Annotated in this window: 11 protein-coding genes; 5 read left to right on the top strand and 6 right to left on the bottom strand. The window is 40.8% G+C overall.

Features of this window, described 5'->3' with window-relative positions; all coding sequences use genetic code 11:
* The first annotated feature begins 220 nt into the window (after positions 1 to 220).
* A complete protein-coding gene (locus FN809_RS17840; RefSeq protein ID WP_221929330.1) occupies positions 221 to 4,174 on the top strand; it encodes a fasciclin domain-containing protein in 3,954 nt (1,317 codons plus the stop codon).
* 183 nt (positions 4,175 to 4,357) lie between these two features.
* Here the strand turns inward: FN809_RS17840 and FN809_RS01735 are convergent, their stop codons facing one another.
* Positions 4,358 to 4,810 carry a hypothetical protein gene (locus tag FN809_RS01735; RefSeq protein ID WP_142531752.1) on the bottom strand — a complete coding sequence of 151 codons (453 nt, stop codon included), beginning with the start codon at positions 4,808 to 4,810 and terminating at the stop codon, positions 4,358 to 4,360.
* Positions 4,811 to 5,064: 254 nt separating this feature from the next.
* Here FN809_RS01735 and FN809_RS01730 point away from each other — a divergent pair, with 254 nt between their 5' ends.
* On the top strand, positions 5,065 to 5,337 hold the full coding sequence (locus FN809_RS01730) for a DUF493 family protein (RefSeq protein ID WP_142531751.1): 273 nt from the start codon (positions 5,065 to 5,067) through the stop codon (positions 5,335 to 5,337).
* 64 nt (positions 5,338 to 5,401) lie between these two features.
* Positions 5,402 to 6,007 (top strand): trimeric intracellular cation channel family protein, encoded by a 606-nt coding sequence (locus FN809_RS01725; protein WP_142531750.1) that lies wholly within the window; start codon positions 5,402 to 5,404, stop codon positions 6,005 to 6,007.
* Positions 6,008 to 6,114: 107 nt separating this feature from the next.
* Here the strand turns inward: FN809_RS01725 and odhB are convergent, their stop codons facing one another.
* On the bottom strand, positions 6,115 to 7,413 hold the full coding sequence (gene odhB, locus FN809_RS01720) for a 2-oxoglutarate dehydrogenase complex dihydrolipoyllysine-residue succinyltransferase (protein ID WP_142531749.1): 1,299 nt from the start codon (positions 7,411 to 7,413) through the stop codon (positions 6,115 to 6,117).
* A gap of 119 nt (positions 7,414 to 7,532) precedes the next feature.
* The gene (locus FN809_RS01715; protein WP_246095384.1) at positions 7,533 to 10,403 is read right to left on the bottom strand and encodes a 2-oxoglutarate dehydrogenase E1 component; all 2,871 of its coding nucleotides are present in this window, start codon (positions 10,401 to 10,403) and stop codon (positions 7,533 to 7,535) included.
* A gap of 178 nt (positions 10,404 to 10,581) precedes the next feature.
* On the opposite strand from FN809_RS01715, the gene FN809_RS01710 reads away from it, so the two are divergent.
* Positions 10,582 to 13,476: a PD-(D/E)XK nuclease family protein gene (locus FN809_RS01710; RefSeq protein ID WP_142531748.1), complete on the top strand. Its 2,895-nt coding sequence runs from the start codon at positions 10,582 to 10,584 to the stop codon at positions 13,474 to 13,476.
* Between the two features lie 304 nt (positions 13,477 to 13,780).
* The gene (locus FN809_RS01705; protein ID WP_142531747.1) at positions 13,781 to 15,034 is read left to right on the top strand and encodes an aminotransferase class I/II-fold pyridoxal phosphate-dependent enzyme; all 1,254 of its coding nucleotides are present in this window, start codon (positions 13,781 to 13,783) and stop codon (positions 15,032 to 15,034) included.
* A 57-nt stretch (positions 15,035 to 15,091) separates the two neighbouring features.
* On the opposite strand, the gene FN809_RS01700 is transcribed toward FN809_RS01705, so the two are convergent.
* The 3 genes from FN809_RS01700 to FN809_RS01690 all read right to left on the bottom strand — a co-directional run bounded on the left by FN809_RS01700 (position 15,092) and on the right by FN809_RS01690 (position 19,645).
* On the bottom strand, positions 15,092 to 16,042 hold the full coding sequence (locus tag FN809_RS01700; RefSeq protein WP_142531746.1) for a SpoIID/LytB domain-containing protein: 951 nt from the start codon (positions 16,040 to 16,042) through the stop codon (positions 15,092 to 15,094).
* Positions 16,043 to 16,111: 69 nt separating this feature from the next.
* The gene (locus tag FN809_RS01695) at positions 16,112 to 16,642 is read right to left on the bottom strand and encodes a hypothetical protein (protein WP_142531745.1); all 531 of its coding nucleotides are present in this window, start codon (positions 16,640 to 16,642) and stop codon (positions 16,112 to 16,114) included.
* 39 nt (positions 16,643 to 16,681) lie between these two features.
* On the bottom strand, positions 16,682 to 19,645 hold the full coding sequence (locus tag FN809_RS01690) for an ATP-binding cassette domain-containing protein (protein ID WP_142531744.1): 2,964 nt from the start codon (positions 19,643 to 19,645) through the stop codon (positions 16,682 to 16,684).
* Positions 19,646 to 19,668 lie beyond the last annotated feature (23 nt).

Genomic DNA, 19,668 nt, shown 5'->3' with positions numbered 1-19,668 from the left:
TTTTTTGTTCATCTTTTTTGAACATTTATTAAACATTATTGTTTCTAAATAGAATCAGAAAATTTTATAAATGCAGACCTATGGACTAAAATAAAGATCACCTGAATGCAGCAGTTCTCACATACTTAATCAAGAATTAAGTCATAGAATTTTCCGCTCCCCAATTTCTCTCTCACCGCAATTACTTGCAATTTACCTTAATCTTTAAATTAAATAAGTTATGAAAACGATTTACTCTTTATTACAGACATCACTTAAACGTTTGTTGATTGTCTTGTTATCTACGGTGCTTTCCGTATCGCTGTTTGCACAACAGCCACAAAAAGTTGTACCCGAGCCTGAAGTTGTTCATAAACAACAATTTCATTACTTCTTTGATACGCATTACAATATTATTAACGACATCGTTAATGATATCCTTGCGGAAGCACCTTTGACCATTTTTATACCCTCCTTAAGTGCCTTTGACGATTTAACTACCGAGCAAAAAAAGTTCTATTTCAAACATCCTTACCTCGACCTCATCGATCTTTTAAAGGGTCATGTGGTGTCCGGTAAGTACAGTTCATCGCAACTTTCCGATGGGATGGAATTGAGCGCGTTAAATGGCAATATGCTTAACATTGCCATCGACGATGAAGCTGTATATGTGAACGAAACCAAAGTAAAAAGAGCAAATTTTTATATTGGTTCATCCGTGATTCATGTTATTGACCAGGTAATTATTCCTGAAATGCCTGTGATGCCCGCAACGGTTTACGAAATTATTGAAAACAGCGAGGATCACACCATCCTGGAAGCTGCCATTAACGCAGCTGAATTGGACGGCGCATTGATGGGTGAAGGACCCTTCACCGTATTTGCACCAACCGACGCCGCCTTTGACGCACTGCCCGAAGGAACCGTAGCCGCATTGCTGGAAGACCCAACAGGCGACCTGGCACAAATACTTCTGTACCATGTGGTAGGCGCTAAAGCCATGAGTGCCGACCTAAGTGACGGACAAATGATTGCTACCCTGCAAGGCAAAGAGGTGAAAGTAAGCATCATGGATGGTAAGGTTTATATCAACGATGCTATGGTAAGCGTAGCCGACATTGAAGCCGACAATGGCGTAGTACATGTAATTGACGCCGTATTGATTCCACCAACAACCACCGTTTACGATGTAATCATGGACAGCGAGGATCACACCACCCTGGAAGCTGCCATTAACGCAGCTGAATTGGACGGCGCATTGATGGGTGAAGGACCGTTCACCGTATTTGCACCAACCGACGCTGCCTTTGACGCATTGCCCGAGGGAACCGTAGCCGCATTGTTGGAAGACCCAACAGGCGACCTGGCGCAAATACTTCTGTACCATGTGGTAGGTGCTAAAGCCATGAGTACTGATTTAAGTGACGGACAAATGATTGCCACCCTGCAAGGTAAAGAAGTGAAAGTAAGCATCATGGATGGTAAGGTTTATATCAACGATGCTATGGTAAGCGTAGCCGACATTGAAGCCGACAACGGCGTAGTACATGAAATTGACGCCGTAATGATTCCGCCAACAACCACAGTTTATGATGTAATCATGGCCAGCGAGAATCACACCACCCTGGAAGCTGCCATTAGCGCAGCAGAATTGGACGGCGCTTTGATGGGTGAAGGACCCTTCACCGTATTTGCACCAACCGACGCTGCCTTTGACGCACTGCCCGAAGGAACCGTGGCCGCATTGTTAGAAGACCCAACGGGCGACCTGGCACAAATACTTCTGTACCATGTGGTAGGTGCCAAAGCCATGAGTACCGATTTAAGTGACGGACAGATGATTGCTACCCTGCAAGGCAAAGAGGTGAAAGTAAGCATCATGGATGGTAAGGTTTATATCAACGATGTTATGGTAAGCGTAGCCGACATTGAAGCCGACAATGGCGTAGTACATGTAATTGACGCCGTTTTAATACCGCCGGTTGATGTCAAACTATTATCCAATGCTATGTATGGCGATGTCTTGGTAGATGGAGAAGGCAATACTTTGTATTTCTTTACCAAAGATGCCGATGGTAGCTCTATGTGCATTGATGGCTGCTTAGACAATTGGCCTGTTTTTTATGCGCAGAATCCTGCTTTGGGTGAAGGACTTGATGAAGATGACTTTGCACATATCGACAGAGGCGACGGCGTTATGCAAACCACTTACAAAGGATGGCCGTTGTATTATTTCGCAGGCGATACCAACCCCGGAGAAACCAAAGGAGAAGGTGTCGGTAATAAATGGTTTGTCGCAAAACCCGACTACACTATTATGCTGGTTGATAACCAGTTGACCGGTCTGGATGGCAATAATTATAAGGGTGACTACACACCCGGAGACGAGATAATACAGTATTTTACTGACGATAAAGGAAATACTATTTATACTTGGGTGAACGACGACAAGGATAAAAACAATTTTACTGCCGCGGATTTCTCTAATAATGCAGCATGGCCTATTTACGAAGAAGATGACATGGTAGTTCCTTCTACATTAGATAAGGAAATGTTTGGAACCATTGATGTATTCGGAAAAACACAATTGACATACAATGGCTGGCCTTTATATTTCTTTGGCAAAGATATGATGCGTGGTGATAACAAAGGGGTTAGTGTACCTAAACCGGGTATTTGGCCGGTAGCACAAACAGGTATGATGCCACCAACAACCACAGTTTATGATGTAATCATGGACAGCGAGGATCACACAACCCTTGAGGCTGCCATTAACGCAGCTGAATTGGACGGCGCATTGATGGGTGAAGGACCGTTCACCGTATTTGCACCAACCGACGCCGCGTTTGACGCACTGCCCGAAGGAACCGTGGCCGCATTGTTGGAAGACCCATCAGGCGACCTGGCACAAATACTCCTTTATCATGTAGTAGGCGCTAAAGCCATGAGTACCGATTTAAGTGACGGACAAATGATTGCTACCCTGCAAGGCAAAGAGGTGAAAGTAAGCATCACGGATGGTAAGGTTTATATCAACGATGCTATGGTAAGCGTAGCCGACATTGAAGCCGACAATGGCGTAGTACATGTAATTGACGCCGTATTGATTCCACCAACAACTACCGTTTACGATGTAATCATGGACAGCGAGGATCACACCATCCTGGAAGCTGCCATTAACGCAGCTGAATTGGACGGCGCATTGATGGGTGAAGGACCGTTCACCGTATTTGCACCAACCGACGCCGCGTTTGACGCATTGCCCGAAGGAACCGTAGCCGCATTGTTGGAAGACCCAACGGGCGACCTGGCACAAATACTTCTGTACCATGTGGTAGGTGCCAAAGCCATGAGTACCGATTTAAGTGACGGACAGATGATTGCTACCCTGCAAGGCAAAGAGGTGAAAGTAAGCATCATGGATGGTAAGGTTTATATCAACGATGCTATGGTAAGCGTAGCCGACATTGAAGCCGACAATGGCGTAGTACATGTAATTGACGCCGTATTGATTCCACCAACAACCACCGTTTACGATGTAATCATGGCCAGCGAGGATCACACCATCCTGGAAGCTGCCATTAACGCAGCAGAACTGGACGGCGCATTGATGGGTGAAGGACCGTTCACCGTATTTGCACCAACCGATGCTGCCTTTGACGCACTGCCCGAAGGAACCGTAGCCGCATTGTTGGAAGACCCAACAGGCGAACTGGCGCAAATACTTCTGTACCATGTGGTAGGTGCTAAAGCCATGAGTACCGATTTAAGTGACGGACAAATGATTGCTACCCTGCAAGGTGAGAATGTAACAGTTTCGATAATGAAAGGTGTAGTTAAAATAAATAATGCATTGGTAAGCGTAGCCGACATTATGACCGAGAATGGAGTAGTACACGTGATAGATGCAGTATTATTGCCACCATCAATCACTTCTGTCGATGATGAGTTTAAGCAAGCTATTTTTAGTTTGAGTCCCAACCCGGCATCATCACATACCAGAGTAATTTTTGATAATACATATACCCATAAAACAAAATTATCGCTTTACACTGTTTCGGGTAAATTAGTATTCTCTGAATTTATGAATGATTCCGAAACCATTGTAGATTTGAGCCAGCTATCCAAAGGATTGTATTTTGTAGTTCTTGAATCAAATGGCAACAAGAGAACAGAAAAGTTGATTGTTAATTAAAACATGCATAACATATAAATTAAAAAGAGCTTGTTCCACTGTGAACAAGCTCTTTTTTTAGGTATATTCAAAACTCAGTAAAAGTAGGATACCAACCCGATTAACTCTCGCAAAGGTTTTCTTAAAATTTTACGGCTTACCGCCAATTATAGCAGGAAATGAAAAAAGCGTTCATTTTTCAGATTAAAACTTCATAGAAACACCTAGCTTAGTACTAAAAGTATTACCACCTGCAAATTCGAGATTTACTCCCCACTTTCTGCTCCAAAAATATCTTCCTCCAATCTGAAGTCCCAAATCTAAATCATCATCGGTGTTAAAACCCACACCAATGTTTGCGCCCGCATAAACATCCCAATCCGGGGTAATTTCAAACAAACGATTAAAATGGTAGTCGCCTCTAAAACCTATCGAAAAAGCCGTTTCATCATCAAATATAATATTTACCTGAGGGCCTATTGTAACCTCATCGTGGACAGCAAAATCAACACCTCCATAAATCGGAAGACCATAGGAATTAAAACCCAATCCCATATTTAACTGCTTTCCACCTTTAGATAATGGCGCTCTAAAACCCTGAGCTACAACTGATCCCGTTAGTAAAAATAAAATTACTACTACTTTTAATTTTGTCATGTTAAATGATTTTAATGTTTATTTTAATTAAATATTTCGTGATAATTTACCGCTTGCTTGTGGCAATATTTGAAGAGGCAAATTTGCACATTTTTTTATCAGCATAAGAATTTAAGCCAACTATTTAATGAAAGATTTAGGCCAAACTATTTAAAAATTCTATTCTTTTATACAGTAACACGCATAACTTTAAAAACGCATCAATTATAATAGTTTGTATGCAGAGTTTAACTTATTTTTGTCCAAACTAGATTATGGCACAAAAGAATTACACCTTATTATTAGAGAAACTCGAACAGAATAAAACTTGGCCCTTACTTTACATGTTTAAGTTCATTACCCCAAACGAAGATGGCAAGGTAAAAAAGGTTGTTTCGTACCTGCCCGACCATGGAGAAATAAGCTACAAGCACACCAAAAATTTAAAATTTGTTTCCGTCACTTGCAAAGCAAAAATGCCATCGGCTCAAAGCATTGTTGACGTTACGATAGCAATAAACAAAATTGATGGTATTATTGCCTTGTAGGCCTTGTTAACTCACACAAAACCAGTTACAGAAAACTTAATACTTTTGCGCAAAACTTATGAACATGGATTTATTGACTTTGGCCGATTATGCCGGAACCTGTGCATTTGCCATTAGCGGAACCCTTGCTGCCAGCGAAAAAAAGCTCGATTTGTTCGGTGCCAGTTTCATAGGTTTTGTTACCGCTGTTGGCGGTGGCAGTTTACGCGACCTGCTTTTGGGTAATACGCCCGTTGTATGGATAAGAGGCATGGATTATTTTATCCTTATCATGGCATCGCTGCTATTTACTTTTCTTTTTTACCGATACATTATCAAACTCAAACAAACCCTGTTTTTGTTTGACACCATAGGTATAGGCGCATTTACCATTATTGGTATCGAAAAAGCCTTATCATTTGGCATAAACGAACCCTTAGCTATGGTTATGGGACTTTCTACCGCCGTTGTAGGAGGTGTTATTCGCGACACCTTATGCAATGATGTGCCGCTTATTTTTCACAAAGAAATTTATGCCACTGCATGTATTGCCGGGGGCACCATTTATTTGTTGCTAACGCATTTGGGGGCAGATACTTTTTTTTCACAGATAACTACCATGCTTTCCATCATTGCCATAAGGTTAGTGGCCATTAAATTTAACCTGAGCCTGCCCAAAATCACCCGTTAATGTACGCCCGGATGAGCATGGTTAATTCATTATATTATACCGATGAATAAAAACCAACACCCGTTTTACTGCTTATTGTATACCGCTAACTGACAAGCTTTTTTCTGTTATAAATCTAATACCATTTTTTCCATATCATTCCCTGCCGACAACATCAGCTCCGGGTTTTCCAGCATTTTTTTAAGGGTAACCAAAAAGCCTACGGAATCTTTCCCGTCAATAACCCGGTGGTCGTACGATAGGGCGGTGTACATAATGGGCCTAACCTCTACCCTACCCTCAATGGCTACAGGTCGTTCCACAATATTGTGCATACCCAATATAGCCGATTGGGGCGGATTGATGAGTGGCGTGGACAACATAGATCCAAATACACCTCCATTGGTAACGGTAAAAGTACCTCCGGTCATTTCTTGTAAGCTTATTTTACCCGTACGGGCTTTGATGGCGAGTTGCTTCAGCGCCTCTTCTATCTGTGCCAGGCTCATGGATTCAGTGTTGCGAATTACCGGAACCATCAAACCTTTAGGTGTTTGCACAGCTACAGAAACATCTACATAGTTAGGATGTACAATATCGTCGCCATCCATCATGGCATTTACCATGGGATGCTTTTGCATAGCCAAGGCTGATGCCTTAATAAAAAAAGACATAAAACCGAGTTTTACCCCATGCTTTTCTGTGAACAGACTCTGATGTTTTTTACGCATATGTATAATACGGCTCATGTCTACTTCGTTAAAGGTGGTGAGCATGGCCGTTTCTTGTTTTACGGCCACCAAGCGTGCACTCAGTTTTTTACGCAGCGAGGTCATCTTTTGTCGGTCTAACTTTCGCTCCCTGGGCTTTGTTGCCATTCCTTCAGATACGGTACCAACCTTTGCCCCACCCTGTTGCTTTACGGCTTCTATTTCTTTTTTTGATATACGATGCAGGCCATCTATCACATCCTGCACGCTCCAGCCTTCTTCCTCCATCAGCTTTTGAGCAACAGGTGTTACTTTTACTTTTGACAGTTCTTCGGAATTATCGTTTTTAATTGCCGTATGGTCGGGGGTACTTTTTTCATCTGTTTCAGACTTTTTCGAAGCTTTTTTTTCCTCTTCTTCTTTATTATCTGTTGCATCAGGTAACTCATCCGTTTGGGCATCCTCCTCCTGGGCAGGTGCTACCGATGTGTCAATGGTACAAGCCACCTCACCAACGGCTACGGTTTGCTCTGCCTGCAACAATATTTTTACTTTGCCTCCCTTATCCGCATTTAAGGTAAGCGTGGCTTTGTCTGATTCTATCTCGGCCAAGTCCTGATCTTTATGCACAACGTCGCCATCTTTAACCAACCAAGTGGCTATTTCAACTTCGTTGATGGACTCTCCCGGCGACGGAACTTTTATTTCGATAATCATAGTTTATTATTTATTCGTGGCGCTTATGCACACTATGTAAGGTTTATATCCTTGAAACTCTATCCTCGTACCCTCACATCTAATTTTAATAAAGGGATGTACGAGCCTTTGAACTCATCTTATATTGAAAATCTGGGTTTCTCGCTGAAATATCTGTGTTGCTTTAATATTTCGGTCCTACTTTTTCCCTCCACACATTGCAATCCACAATATTTTTGGTTCAGCTCGCAATGGCACTTTTTAAAAATCTTACTAATAATTTCTTTCTGTCCCACCACATGTAGCCCGTTTAAACCCGTTGCCGGACTACCGCTTGCCAAACGTGCCACCGGAATTAATTTAACCCCTTTAAACATTCCCCTGATATATTTCCATGCGCCCATATTCTCGGGCTCCTCCTGTACCCAAAGATGCAAAATGGCATTGGGATATCGCTCGAGTATGGCTTTTAACTGTCTTTGGGGGAATGGGTGAATCTGCTCTAACCTGACTAAGGCAATATCCCGCGCATTTAACTCTTCTTTACGAGCCAGTAGATCGTAATAAATTTTACCACTGCAAAACACCACTCTTCTCACTTCCTCCGCATCTACGTTATCATCGTCGATTACTTCTTTAAAGCCTCCGTTTGCCAAATCATCCATTTTAGAAATGCATTTAGGATGACGCAACAAACTCTTGGGGGTAAATATAACCAGCGGTAGTCGCACTTCACTTTTTATCTGGCGCCGCAGCACATGAAAAAAATTGGCAGGAGTTGTACAATTAACCACTTGCATGTTATCATTGGCAGCCAGGGAGAGAAAGCGCTCGATACGCGCACTGGAATGTTCCGGCCCCTGCCCCTCAAAACCATGCGGAAGATAGAGTACCAGGCCATTCATCAAGCCCCACTTTTCTTCGGCCGAACTGATGTATTGATCAATGATTACCTGGGCTACGTTATAAAAATCGCCAAACTGTGCTTCCCAGATGGTAAGCCCGTTGGGTGTTGCAAGGGCATAACCGTATTCAAACCCAAGGACGCCATATTCCGATAAACTGGAGTTGTAAACGTCAAATTGAGCCTGATTAGCAGAAAGGTTTTTTAAGGGATAATACTGCTGTTCCGTATCCTGAATGGTAAGTCCGGCATGGCGATGGGCAAAAGTACCTCGTATGGAATCTTGTCCGCTCAGCCTAACAGGAGTACCTTCGGTAAGTAACGAAGCATAAGCCAGAAGCTCGCCCATGGCCCAGTCTAATTTATCCTCCTTTATCATCTTTTTACGGTCCCTCATGATCTTATCCACTTTTCCAAAAAACGGAAAATCTTCAGGTAAGGTGGTCATTTTTTCGCTTAAGGCCAGTAATGTAGTTTTACTCACCCCCGTTTCCGGAGAGCTAGTAAAATCTTTTGGTTCGGCATACCTAAAGCCCTTCCAATCATTTTTCAGGAATCGCTGAATTACTACTTTTTCAATTTCTTTTGAATCCTCTAATTGCTTTTCCAGGTACACGTCAAAACCCTGCTGAAGGGCATCGATTTCTTTTGGGGTATATACTTTTTCCTTGAGCAATTTTTTTCCGTACAAGTCTCTCGGATTAGGATGAGCAGATATGGCTTTGTACAAGGTTGGTTGTGTAAAACGTGGCTCATCACCTTCGTTGTGCCCATATTTTCGATACGATAGTACATCGATAAATACATCCGAATTATAGTTCTGCCGATACTCCACGGCCAGTTCCATGGCATACACCAGAGCCTCGGCATCGTCGCCGTTAACATGAAAAACAGGGCTGCGCGTCACCTTACCTACATCAGTGCAATAAGTGCTGGAGCGGGCATCCAGATAGTTGGTAGTAAAACCAATTTGATTGTTGATAACGATATGTATAGTGCCCCCTGTTTTATACCCTCGCAGCTGGCTCATCTGAACCACTTCGTACACAACACCTTGTCCGGCAATGGCCGCATCGCCATGTATCAGCACAGGTATAACCTTATCGTAATCGTTATTGTATTTGTTGTTTATTTTGGCACGCGAAACCCCCTCAATAATAGGACTAACCGCCTCCAGATGGGAGGGATTGGGCGCCAGATACACACTTACCTCATGGCCATCGCTGGTTGTAATATCGTTTTGATAACCCAAATGGTACTTCACATCGCCCAATGAAATGCCTGCTTCGTATTCGTGCCCCACAAACTCTTTAAAAATATTTTCGTAAGGCTTTTTGAGAATATTGGCCAGTACGTTTAAGCGACCGCGGTGCGGCATACCCATTACAAATTCCCTGACACCCATTTGGGCCCCCTTTTGTATAAGTGCATGTAAACCAGGTATCACCGCCTCACTCCCTTCGAGCGAAAATCGTTTTTGCCCTACAAACTTTTTATGGATAAAACTCTCAAAGCCGGCAGCCACCATCAATTGATCGTAGATGCGTTTTTTCTTATCTAAGGAAAAATCCGGCGTATTGCGTCGTTTCTCCATCCTTTCTTTTAGCCAGTTAACTATCTCAGGATGACGTATATACAAATATTCCACACCAATGGAATCGCAATAAGTTTTTTGCAGATGCTCAATAATATCTTTTAGTTTAGCTTTGCCCATTTCAATTTGTGAGCCGGCTTCAAATTCTGTTTCCAGATCTTCCTTTTCTAAACCAAAATTTTCGATATCAAGTGTAGGGAAATATTTTCGCCTGCTGCGCACCGGGTTGGTTTTTGTAAACAGATGTCCTCTTTGCCGATAACCGTGGATGAGGTTGGCCACTTTAAATTCCTTACTCACCAAGCCACCTGAGATAGGGGCATCGTAATTTTTACGGGCAAAATCGAAACCCTTAAAAAATTGTTTAAAACTTTCGTCAACGGATCCTGGATCCCTTAAATAGTTTTGGTAAAGATCTTCAATAGTTTCGATTTCGCTGTTACCAACAAATGAAAATTCGTCCATAAATAGTTCCTTATCCGGGTGATTATTTCGTATTGCTTGTATTCTCATTTAAATATGCAAAATTAACCTAAACTTTATATATATTTTAAATATTGCATAAATAAGTTAATAGTAAACATGCAAGATATGTATTTTGTATTGCTTATCCTCAATCCATCACAAAAACTGTTATTTTTACCTTTTATTTTATTCTTTTGCACTCTACCATGTCAAAAAAACGTCTCCTATGAGCAATTTTATACAGCATCTTGCGCAGTATTATTTTAATAAATATCAAACCAATATATCGGAGTTTTGTTTTGTTTTTCCGGGACGACGTGCAGGACTATTTTTTCAACAACACCTAAGCACCCTTATTAAAGCACCTTTATGGTCACCCAAAACCATTACCATCCATGAGTTTATAGAAGAACTAACACCCTATCAAATAGCCGACAAGGTAAGCCTGGTGTTTGAATTATATCAGGTGTTTGAAGAAATATACCAGACCGGAACAGGCTTTGACGAGTTTTTGCCCTGGGGCGAGATTATCATCAATGATTTCGATGATATTGACAAGTACAGAGCCAATGCCGGGCAGGTATTCTCCAACCTGGTGTCGATAAAGGAAATTGAAGCCGACTATAGTTTCTTATCCGAAGAACAGATCAATACCATCAAAAGCTTTTGGTATACCTTTAACCCTAACAAGCTATCGGAGCATCAAACGGAGTTTATAAAAATATGGGAGAAACTATATGAGGTTTACCAATTGCTTAATGAGCGCTTAAGCAAAAAAGGAATGGCCTACGAGGGTGCCGTTTACCGATGTATAGCGGAAGATATTGATAATAAAAAAACATTAAACATCCCCTACCCTAAAATTGTGTTTGTGGCATTTAACGCATTGAACACTTGCGAAAAAAAACTCTTTCATCATTTGGCCATTGCCAACAAGGCCGATTTTATTTGGGATTACACCCCCTGGCGGCTGCCTGCAACGCAAAGTACTACCAAAGGGGGTAGCCGGATGAAGGAGCACGAAGCAGTCCGTTTTATACAGGAAAACCTACTCAATTATCCACCCCCGCACGATTGGCATTTTCCACACAACAGGGATTTACCCGAAATAACTATAACATCGGTTGCCACCGACACAGCACAAACGCAAGTAGTAAATCAATACTTGCACAACATGCCAGTGCACGAAAGCAAAGCCCAACTTGATTCTGCTCTGCAAACTGCCGTGGTGTTGACTGACGAATCTATGCTATTGCCTGTGTTACATGCTATACCCGGGCATCTTGACATGGTGAATATTACCATGGGATACCCCCTTAAAAACACCCCCGCCTACGGACTGTTGGAACTGATTTTTGATTTGCAGAAAAACGGCAGACGAAGTAAAAGTGGTAAATCATGGTTTTACTTCCGTAATGTATTGCCTATCCTTACCCATCAGTACATCGAACCGCTTAACCCCGATTTACACAAGGAAATCGCCTACTCTATGGTTAAACGCAATCAAATATATATCGAGGTCAGCGATTTAAAAAAGAGCAACCTCTTGCAAAGTATCTTTAGAATAGTTGAAAAGAGCGACGATTTTTCGGCCTATCTTATTGATTTGTTACAACAGGTTTTTTCGGGCTTGCAAAAAAACAAACAAGGTAAAGCCCTGGAAAAAGAGTTTATCTATCAGATGCATCTAACCATAACTCAACTCTCCGATCTCATTGCAAAGCTGGGTGCGCAAGTAAGCCCGGACACCTGGATAAAGCTGTTTAAAAGAGCAGCCGAATTAAAAAGCATTCCCTTTAGCGGAGAGCCATTAAAAGGTTTACAAGTGATGGGAATATTAGAAACACGTGCATTGGATTTCGAAAACCTTGTTATTTTAAATATGAACGAAGGTGTCTTTCCTCAAACCGGCACCACCAACTCCATGATTCCCTACAGTTTACGCAAAGCTTTTTTATTGCCTACGATTGAACATCAGGATGCCATATTCGCCTATTATTTTTATCGCCTCATCCATCGCTCAAAAAAAGTAAGGCTGCTTTATAATTCTTCGGCACAGGGTATGCGCACCGGCGAGATGAGTCGTTTTTTATTTCAATTAAAATACGAATACCCCTCCGATAAATTATTTTTTACAACGGCGGTGGATAAGGTGAATATTAGCAAAACAAAGGCATTTTTTGTTGAAAAAGACGAGACGGTAATGGAAATCCTCAATCAATACCTCGAAGGAGGAACAAAGCAGCTTTCGCCGAGTGGCTTGAGTACTTACTTTGAATGCCCCCTTCGCTTTTATTACAAATATATATTAAAAGCAATGGAACCCGACGAAATAAGTGAAGACATCGACCCAAGGATTTTTGGCAACCTGTTTCACGAAACCGTTGAGGAGATTTATAAACCCTTTGTGGGCAAAGAGATTAAGTCTACGGATATTGATTTACTGAGCAAGAACAATCAGGGTATTGAAAAGGCGTTACGAGCAAGCTTTAGCAAATATTTTAACCAGGCCTTAGGGCAAAGTGATTTTAACGATATACAGGGTAAAAACATCTTGGTGTTTGATATTATAAAAAAATATGTGCTTCAGTTTTTGCGCGTGGAAAAACAGCATGCACCTTTCCTATTGACGGGATTAGAAAAAAAGGTGAAAGGAAACATAAAGCTAAGTGATAAAACCATTTGTATAGGAGGTACTATCGACCGCCTGGATCACAAAGACGGTTCGGTGCGTGTTATCGATTATAAAACAGGTGGTGGCGACGAATATTTTAAAAATGTGGAAGAGCTGTTTTTACAAAATAAGCATAAAACTAAAAAAGCCATTTTTCAAACCTTGTTATACAGCCATATTCTAAAGCAAAACGAGTATGCCTCCTCGGACTACCTGCCCGGCGTGGTATGGATAAAAAAAATATTTACTTCGTCGGATTATTCGCTTAAAATAGGTACACCGGCCAGCAATACGGCCCTTAGCCTGCAAAAAGTGGAGAAAGAATATATAGAACAGTTAAAGCAACATTTGAATGATCTCTTCAACCCCAACATAGCTTTTACACAAACCGATCATACCGATAGCTGCCGATCTTGCAGCTATAGGAGCATATGTGGGAAGCAGTAACCATACCCTAAATTACGGATGATATCCACTTACTCAGTTGATAACCAGATGTTACACACAGAACTGGCCGATAATGGTGTGCATTTTACAGAGGAAAGGGACTTGCAAATTGATGCCGATATAAAAGGCTAAAGAAGCAGCACAAGCCGTGTCTTCAAGCCTTTTCTCTTTACATTATTTTTACTATCGCGCTACTAATTGTGGTAACTTTATAATTTATGCCAAAATCTTTTTGCTGCCTTTAATTTTTAGATTATTAAAAAAGCTTATCTTTGCGCCCATTAATTCATAAAATATATACAAAGTGGATATTTTTGATAAAATTAACGAAACGATGGGGCCGCTGGGCCAATATGGAAAAGCTGCACATGGCTATTTTATATTCCCAAAATTAGAGGGCCAAATTGATTCTAAAATGAAATTTAGAGGCAAGGAGGTACTAACCTGGAGTTTGAACAACTATTTAGGCTTAGCTAACCATCCTGAAGTACGTAAAGCCGATGCTGATGCAGCGGCAGAGTACGGACTTGGATATCCTATGGGAGCACGGATGATGTCGGGGCACACCAGCGTACACGAAGAGTTAGAAGCTAAACTGGCAGATTTTGTAGACAAAGACGACGCTTACCTTCTTAACTTCGGCTACCAGGGTATGGTATCTATTATTGATACTTTGTGTTCGAGAAATGACGTTATTGTTTACGACTCCGAGTCGCACGCCTGCATCATGGATGGCATATTTTTGCATAAAGCCAAAGGTGGTAAAAGCTTTGTTTTTCCGCACAACGATATGGAACGCTGTGCCAAAATGCTTGATTTTGCCACCAAAAGAGCTGAAGAAACCGGCGGTGGTATTATGGTGATTACCGAAGGTGTATTTGGCATGGCCGGCGACTTAGGTGCATTGGATAAAATAGTTGCTTTAAAAGAAAAATATAACTTCCGTTTGCTGGTGGACGATGCGCATGGCTTTGGTACAATGGGTAAAACAGGTGCTGGCGCTGCCGAGCATTTTGGCGTAACCGATCAGGTAGACGTTCTCTTTTGTACTTTTGCTAAGTCGATGGCCAGTATAGGTGCTTTTGTAGCGGCCGATGAAGAAGTGGTAAATTACCTGCGTTACAATATGCGTTCGCAGATATATGCTAAATCACTCCCTATGCCATTGGTTGTAGGCGCTTTAAAAAGGCTGGAATTGTTAAAAACAAAACCCGAACTTAAAGATAAGCTTTGGACGATTGTTAATGCCCTGCAAAAAGGCTTAAGAGAACAAGGGTTTGATCTGGGTGTTACAGAATCACCCGTAACTCCGGTGTTTTTAAACGGTTCGGTACCCGAAGCCACACAGTTAACGATGGATTTGAGAGAAAATTATAACATTTTCTGTTCAATAGTAGTGTATCCGGTTATTCCGAAAGATAAGTTGATGTTGCGTATTATACCAACGGCGGTGCACACATTAGAAGAAGTAGAGTATACCATTAAGGCCTTTGCCGAAGTAAAAGAAAAATTACTTGCGGGTAAATACCAAAGCGATAAAATTGCCAATATATTTTAAGGCAGCGCTTAAAAACAAGTGTAATAAAAAAGGCGATCTTACGATCGCCTTTTTTTATTAGTATTGCTTTTCTATTTGAAACTGAGGCAAGTAATATTTTATAATCTGGTGCATTGTTTTTCCGCATTGTGCCATCTCCAGGGCTCCCCCATTGCACAGACCATTCGCTTCATTATAATGGGGATCGGAGATAAGCATTTCAGGTTTTTCATCATCAATGGCACTTCCTTGAAAGCTATTTTTAGGACATACCAAAGCATCCGTCTTCTGTTCCGGATGCTCATCCCACCAGTTGAATTTAGCTACCTCTCCTTTTTCCTGACCTTTACAAAGCGATTGCAACACATTTGTAATTTTGCCTTCATAAACTAAAGCCATGCCCCGGGTTAATTCAACTGCTGCGTGCGCTATAGGATTGCATTTAGTTTGTACATCTACATATATTTCATCCAAATTTTTATATTGAACCTCACGCGAAGAGTTGCATGTTACACTATCCACAGGACTATATTGAAACTGGCTGGCATCTGTTTTTTTTAAGGCCCGCAAGAGGGCTGCGTTGCGAATAAGCAATGCCTGTACTTTTAAATATTCAAGCATTGTGCTTTTAGGGTAGGATTTACATAAAATTCCCTTCACATAAGGTTCCACCTCCACCTCAATACTCACACTTAATTGCTCTTCTTCCTTTTTTATAAGTATACAGCCTTCGTAGCCTTTTTTTTCACAAGGCTTATTATCTCCTTGTTCTTGTATCCAGGCTGTCCAGGTGTTTTTACGATGTACGGGGCTTAAGCAAACCAGATCCGAAGCCGACATAATAATTTCAATATCATCTTCAAAAAATATCTTATTATCCAGCACATATAATTTCCATGTGTCCGACAACCTTCTGTACGAATCACCAAAAAAATATTGTCCATCCATTTTAACAGTAACAGATGAACCTGCACATAGCTTAAGCTCTATTTTTTGATTGGTAAACATTTTGTCACCTTTTTTTGTCATTATTACAACTTAAGAATTACGTTTTTATAATACTACATCATATGATGGGTATTTCAGGTAAAACCCTGGCTAAAAATCGGGCAGCTCGAGCGGCTCGGGTTGTTCTGTTACCTCGACCCGTTTGGGCATTTCTGGCTTTTGATTTTGGGCAGCGCTCTCTTCGCGATGATATCGAATGGCTAAACCTAAACAGCCCCATTGCTTCTTAAACTTTTCTGGATTTAAAGCTTCTATCTCAAGAATAATGCGTTTGGTAGATCCAAAGCTGATGTTAATGGTGCTGGAATAATCATCGTTGGCATTGTCCCAAAAAACAGCTCCACTTTCGTCATCTATTACTTGCAAATGGAATTGACCCAAACTATCTGACTTACAAATGTTAATATGATAAGCCGTACTACCGTAAAAAACATGAACAATTTTTAATTTCTGCGCAGGATGCATCCTGTAGGTGCGTGCCAGCGATTGTTTGTTGTAAATTTTATCGGCCGGTGGACACAGTTTAAGCACATCGGCACACGACTGTGCCATGGAATTTCCGGATAAAACCGGACTTATTAAAACGATACAGATTAAGAACCTGAAAATATTGTGTTGCATAACTAATATATTTTTAGATTATATTTTATTTAGTATAATTTAAAATTTATTACGTACTAAATGGAGGTATATCAATAGGTAAATGAATATGCAAAATGCAATCAACACATACATATTATACATCCATGTTTTTACTTTTACTTGTGCAATGGTTTTATAGGGTGCGTAATAATGCGACCTCCCCCACTTATTGCCTGTCACATGATAACCCGGCTGAAACTTTCGCAGCATTTGGCCATTCCGGTAAACATACTTATTAAAGTCATTAGTTTTTAGCATGAAGTCAGAAAGCTTCTGGTTAAAATAATCTGTTTTAGGATAGCGATATCCTTTTTCAAGTCTTTGCTGTTCTACTTTTTGGTGCAACTTATTTAAGTTTGAACGCAACCATTTTTTTAACAGCATTAAAAACTGTTGCAATTCCTGGCGATGGATAGGTACAACATGCAGTTTGTCCGTTTGCTTGGCTAACTGTGGGAATTGCACTTTGAGTTGTTTCAATAAGCCCAAAATCTCAGTTTCGGTTTTTTGTGCACTGCTTTTATTCAGTTCAACAAGTAAAGTTTCCATTTTGGGCACAAAAAAATTGGCATGATAACTTAATTTACTCTGCTCTATTAACAAGTCGTTTAAACCTTCATCGTATTTGTTTTCGGTAAACTGCAACACCATCAATGCTTCATACGCCCATCGCGATAAGGCCAGATTGGCATATATAGGTACATATCGATCCGATGCTAGGGAATGATGCATCTTATCGAAATCGAGTATGGCACCTGCCAATAATATTTGTGGTATTAACAAAAACGGAATGGTGATGTAAATAGACAGGATAGTTTTAAACCTGGCCGATATATACAGTCCCATTAGGCTGCTAGCCATAGCAGTAAGCCACAAAATAATAAAATACCTGAAAAACAAGCCTTTTATTTCTAAAATACTATTACCCACCCAAACAAATAACAATATTTGTACAGCATTTACTACGGCAACGTAAACTACTTTTGAGTTTAGATATGAGAATGCGCTTAAGTTTAAAAAACTCTCGCGTTTAATTACTTTTAAATCGCGATATATTTCGCCCGAACTTAAAATAAGCCCCAAAAAAAGTGCTACCACAACACTTATAAACAGATAGGCCGGTAGATTTACGTTATCTATAAAACGATACTCTTGGGTAAATAAATCCGTTGACTTTAAAAAAAATGCCATCATAAAAGCCAATATGGGCGCACCTAAAAAAATTAAAGCCAGGTATTCAAGGTCGGTTTTTCTGGTGTCTATATTACGTTTAAGATATATCCAAAACTGCTTTAACTTGGTTGGAATACTGGTGAGTGGCTTACCCAGGTTAGTGTTTTTTGTTATTTCCTCCTCCACGGCATTTTCGATAAACAATTTATGCCAGTGTGTACTTTCAAACTCCCGTTGCCCGGTGAGCTCTCCGTTTTTAGAAAGTTTACGGTACTGAAGCAAATTAATAACTTGCTCGGGGTTGCATTGTCCGTATTTTAAGCTGTCGTCGTTTATCGAATCTACTAAGTTTAGCTGCTTTTTAAAGTAGGAGGCCGCGGAAAATGGATTGCCATAATAGGCGGCATAGCCTTTTTCGTCGAGGATAAGTAGCCTATCAAAAAGTACAAAAAGATCAGAAGTGGGTTGATGGATATTTACAATGACGATATTACCCATGTTGGCTATTTTTTTTAATAGCTTTACCACAAGCAGGGCGTCGGACGAGGAAAGACCTGAAGTGGGTTCGTCCACAAACAAAACATCCGGACGACGTATCAATTCCAAGGCAATATTGAGTCGCTTCCGTTGTCCACCGCTAATTACCTTGTCCAATGGGCTGCCTACTTTAAGACCACTTATACCGTTAAGCTCAAAATTGTTTAAAGTATCTATAATCAAACATTCCAACTCTTTACTCGATAAATCGTTCCGACAAAGCCGGGCACTATAGGCTAAATTTTGCGCTACCGTAAGTTCTTCTATCAACAAATCTTCTTGCGGTACATAACCTAAATGTTTTTTAAGTTGAGCGAGATTGTGGTGCAAATCATAACCATTTAAATAAACCTTGCCCTTATCGGGCAAGGCAACACCACTTAGGATGTTAAATAAGGTGGTTTTACCTGTACCACTGCCTCCCATAACTGCCATCAACTGACCCGACTTCACTTTAAAGGAGAGTTCCTTCACCCCAAGATTGGTACCGCTGAAGGTTTTTTCAATTGAACGGGCCACCAGTTCTAATCCCGATTTTTTTTCCTTGTCATAGGCATCCTGTAAATCCGAAAAGTACAAGGGACACATATCCTCTGCTTCAATCAAGCCACCCGGCGAAAACGGGTAGGTCCTTTGCGGAAATATAACCTGTTTATTTAGTTGAAGCTGGCCGTTCCCGGTATATTTAATTAAAAAAGAAGACATGGAAGGCACATAATGAGCCATCAATTTTCCTTTCAAGTCGGTTTTATGGAACATTCGAAAAGATCGGAGACTGACCCTTGAAAAGTTACCTACTACAATTAATCTTTTAGAATTGACTTCAAAAGACAGATTATTACGCACAAAGTTGGCTACACTCGCTGTTTCTCCTTCATCCAGCTCAAACACCTTGCTCACCAACTTAAGTTGCTGTGTTGCCCGGTATGAATTTTTGCTATCCCCGGTAATAACTTGCGTATCCACTACATAAATCAGCAGTGCCACGTAGAGTTCCATTTTCTGGTTTTTACTTAACTCCCCGTACAAGTGCTCCAGGCATTTTAAAAGCTGGTTGTGGTAATAATCCTCACTTTGGTTATGCTTGAGTTGCAACACAAAATCATTATAATAATCGAGCATTTGCATGCGCACCCGTTGCGAAAAACGAACACTCATATACTGATCTAAATGGGAGCATTCTGCACATTCAGAAACAACTTTATTATCTCTGAAAAGCCCAAACAGTTCGGCAATTATTTTTAAAGTATCATGTTTAAAATACAGCTCCATACTCAATTATATTATCGTTTTCC

The organism is Saccharicrinis carchari (genome assembly GCF_900182605.1).
GTDB classification, from domain to species: Bacteria; Bacteroidota; Bacteroidia; order Bacteroidales; family Marinilabiliaceae; genus Saccharicrinis; species Saccharicrinis carchari.
Note: the sequence above shows the minus strand (reverse complement) of the source record. Positions and strands in the feature narration are given on the sequence as shown.

What these genes read in the sequence shown, in the direction of transcription:
- odhB (WP_142531749.1), bottom strand. Translation starts at nt 7,413, where the DNA reads ATGATTATCGAAATAAAAGTTCCGTCGCCGGGAGAGTCCATCAACGAA.
- FN809_RS17840 (WP_221929330.1), top strand. Translation starts at nt 221, where the DNA reads ATGAAAACGATTTACTCTTTATTACAGACATCACTTAAACGTTTGTTG.
- FN809_RS01715 (WP_246095384.1), bottom strand. Translation starts at nt 10,403, where the DNA reads ATGAGAATACAAGCAATACGAAATAATCACCCGGATAAGGAACTATTT.
- FN809_RS01725 (WP_142531750.1), top strand. Translation starts at nt 5,402, where the DNA reads ATGGATTTATTGACTTTGGCCGATTATGCCGGAACCTGTGCATTTGCC.
- FN809_RS01730 (WP_142531751.1), top strand. Translation starts at nt 5,065, where the DNA reads ATGGCACAAAAGAATTACACCTTATTATTAGAGAAACTCGAACAGAAT.
- FN809_RS01710 (WP_142531748.1), top strand. Translation starts at nt 10,582, where the DNA reads ATGAGCAATTTTATACAGCATCTTGCGCAGTATTATTTTAATAAATAT.
- FN809_RS01700 (WP_142531746.1), bottom strand. Translation starts at nt 16,042, where the DNA reads ATGACAAAAAAAGGTGACAAAATGTTTACCAATCAAAAAATAGAGCTT.
- FN809_RS01695 (WP_142531745.1), bottom strand. Translation starts at nt 16,642, where the DNA reads ATGCAACACAATATTTTCAGGTTCTTAATCTGTATCGTTTTAATAAGT.
- FN809_RS01690 (WP_142531744.1), bottom strand. Translation starts at nt 19,645, where the DNA reads ATGGAGCTGTATTTTAAACATGATACTTTAAAAATAATTGCCGAACTG.
- FN809_RS01735 (WP_142531752.1), bottom strand. Translation starts at nt 4,810, where the DNA reads ATGACAAAATTAAAAGTAGTAGTAATTTTATTTTTACTAACGGGATCA.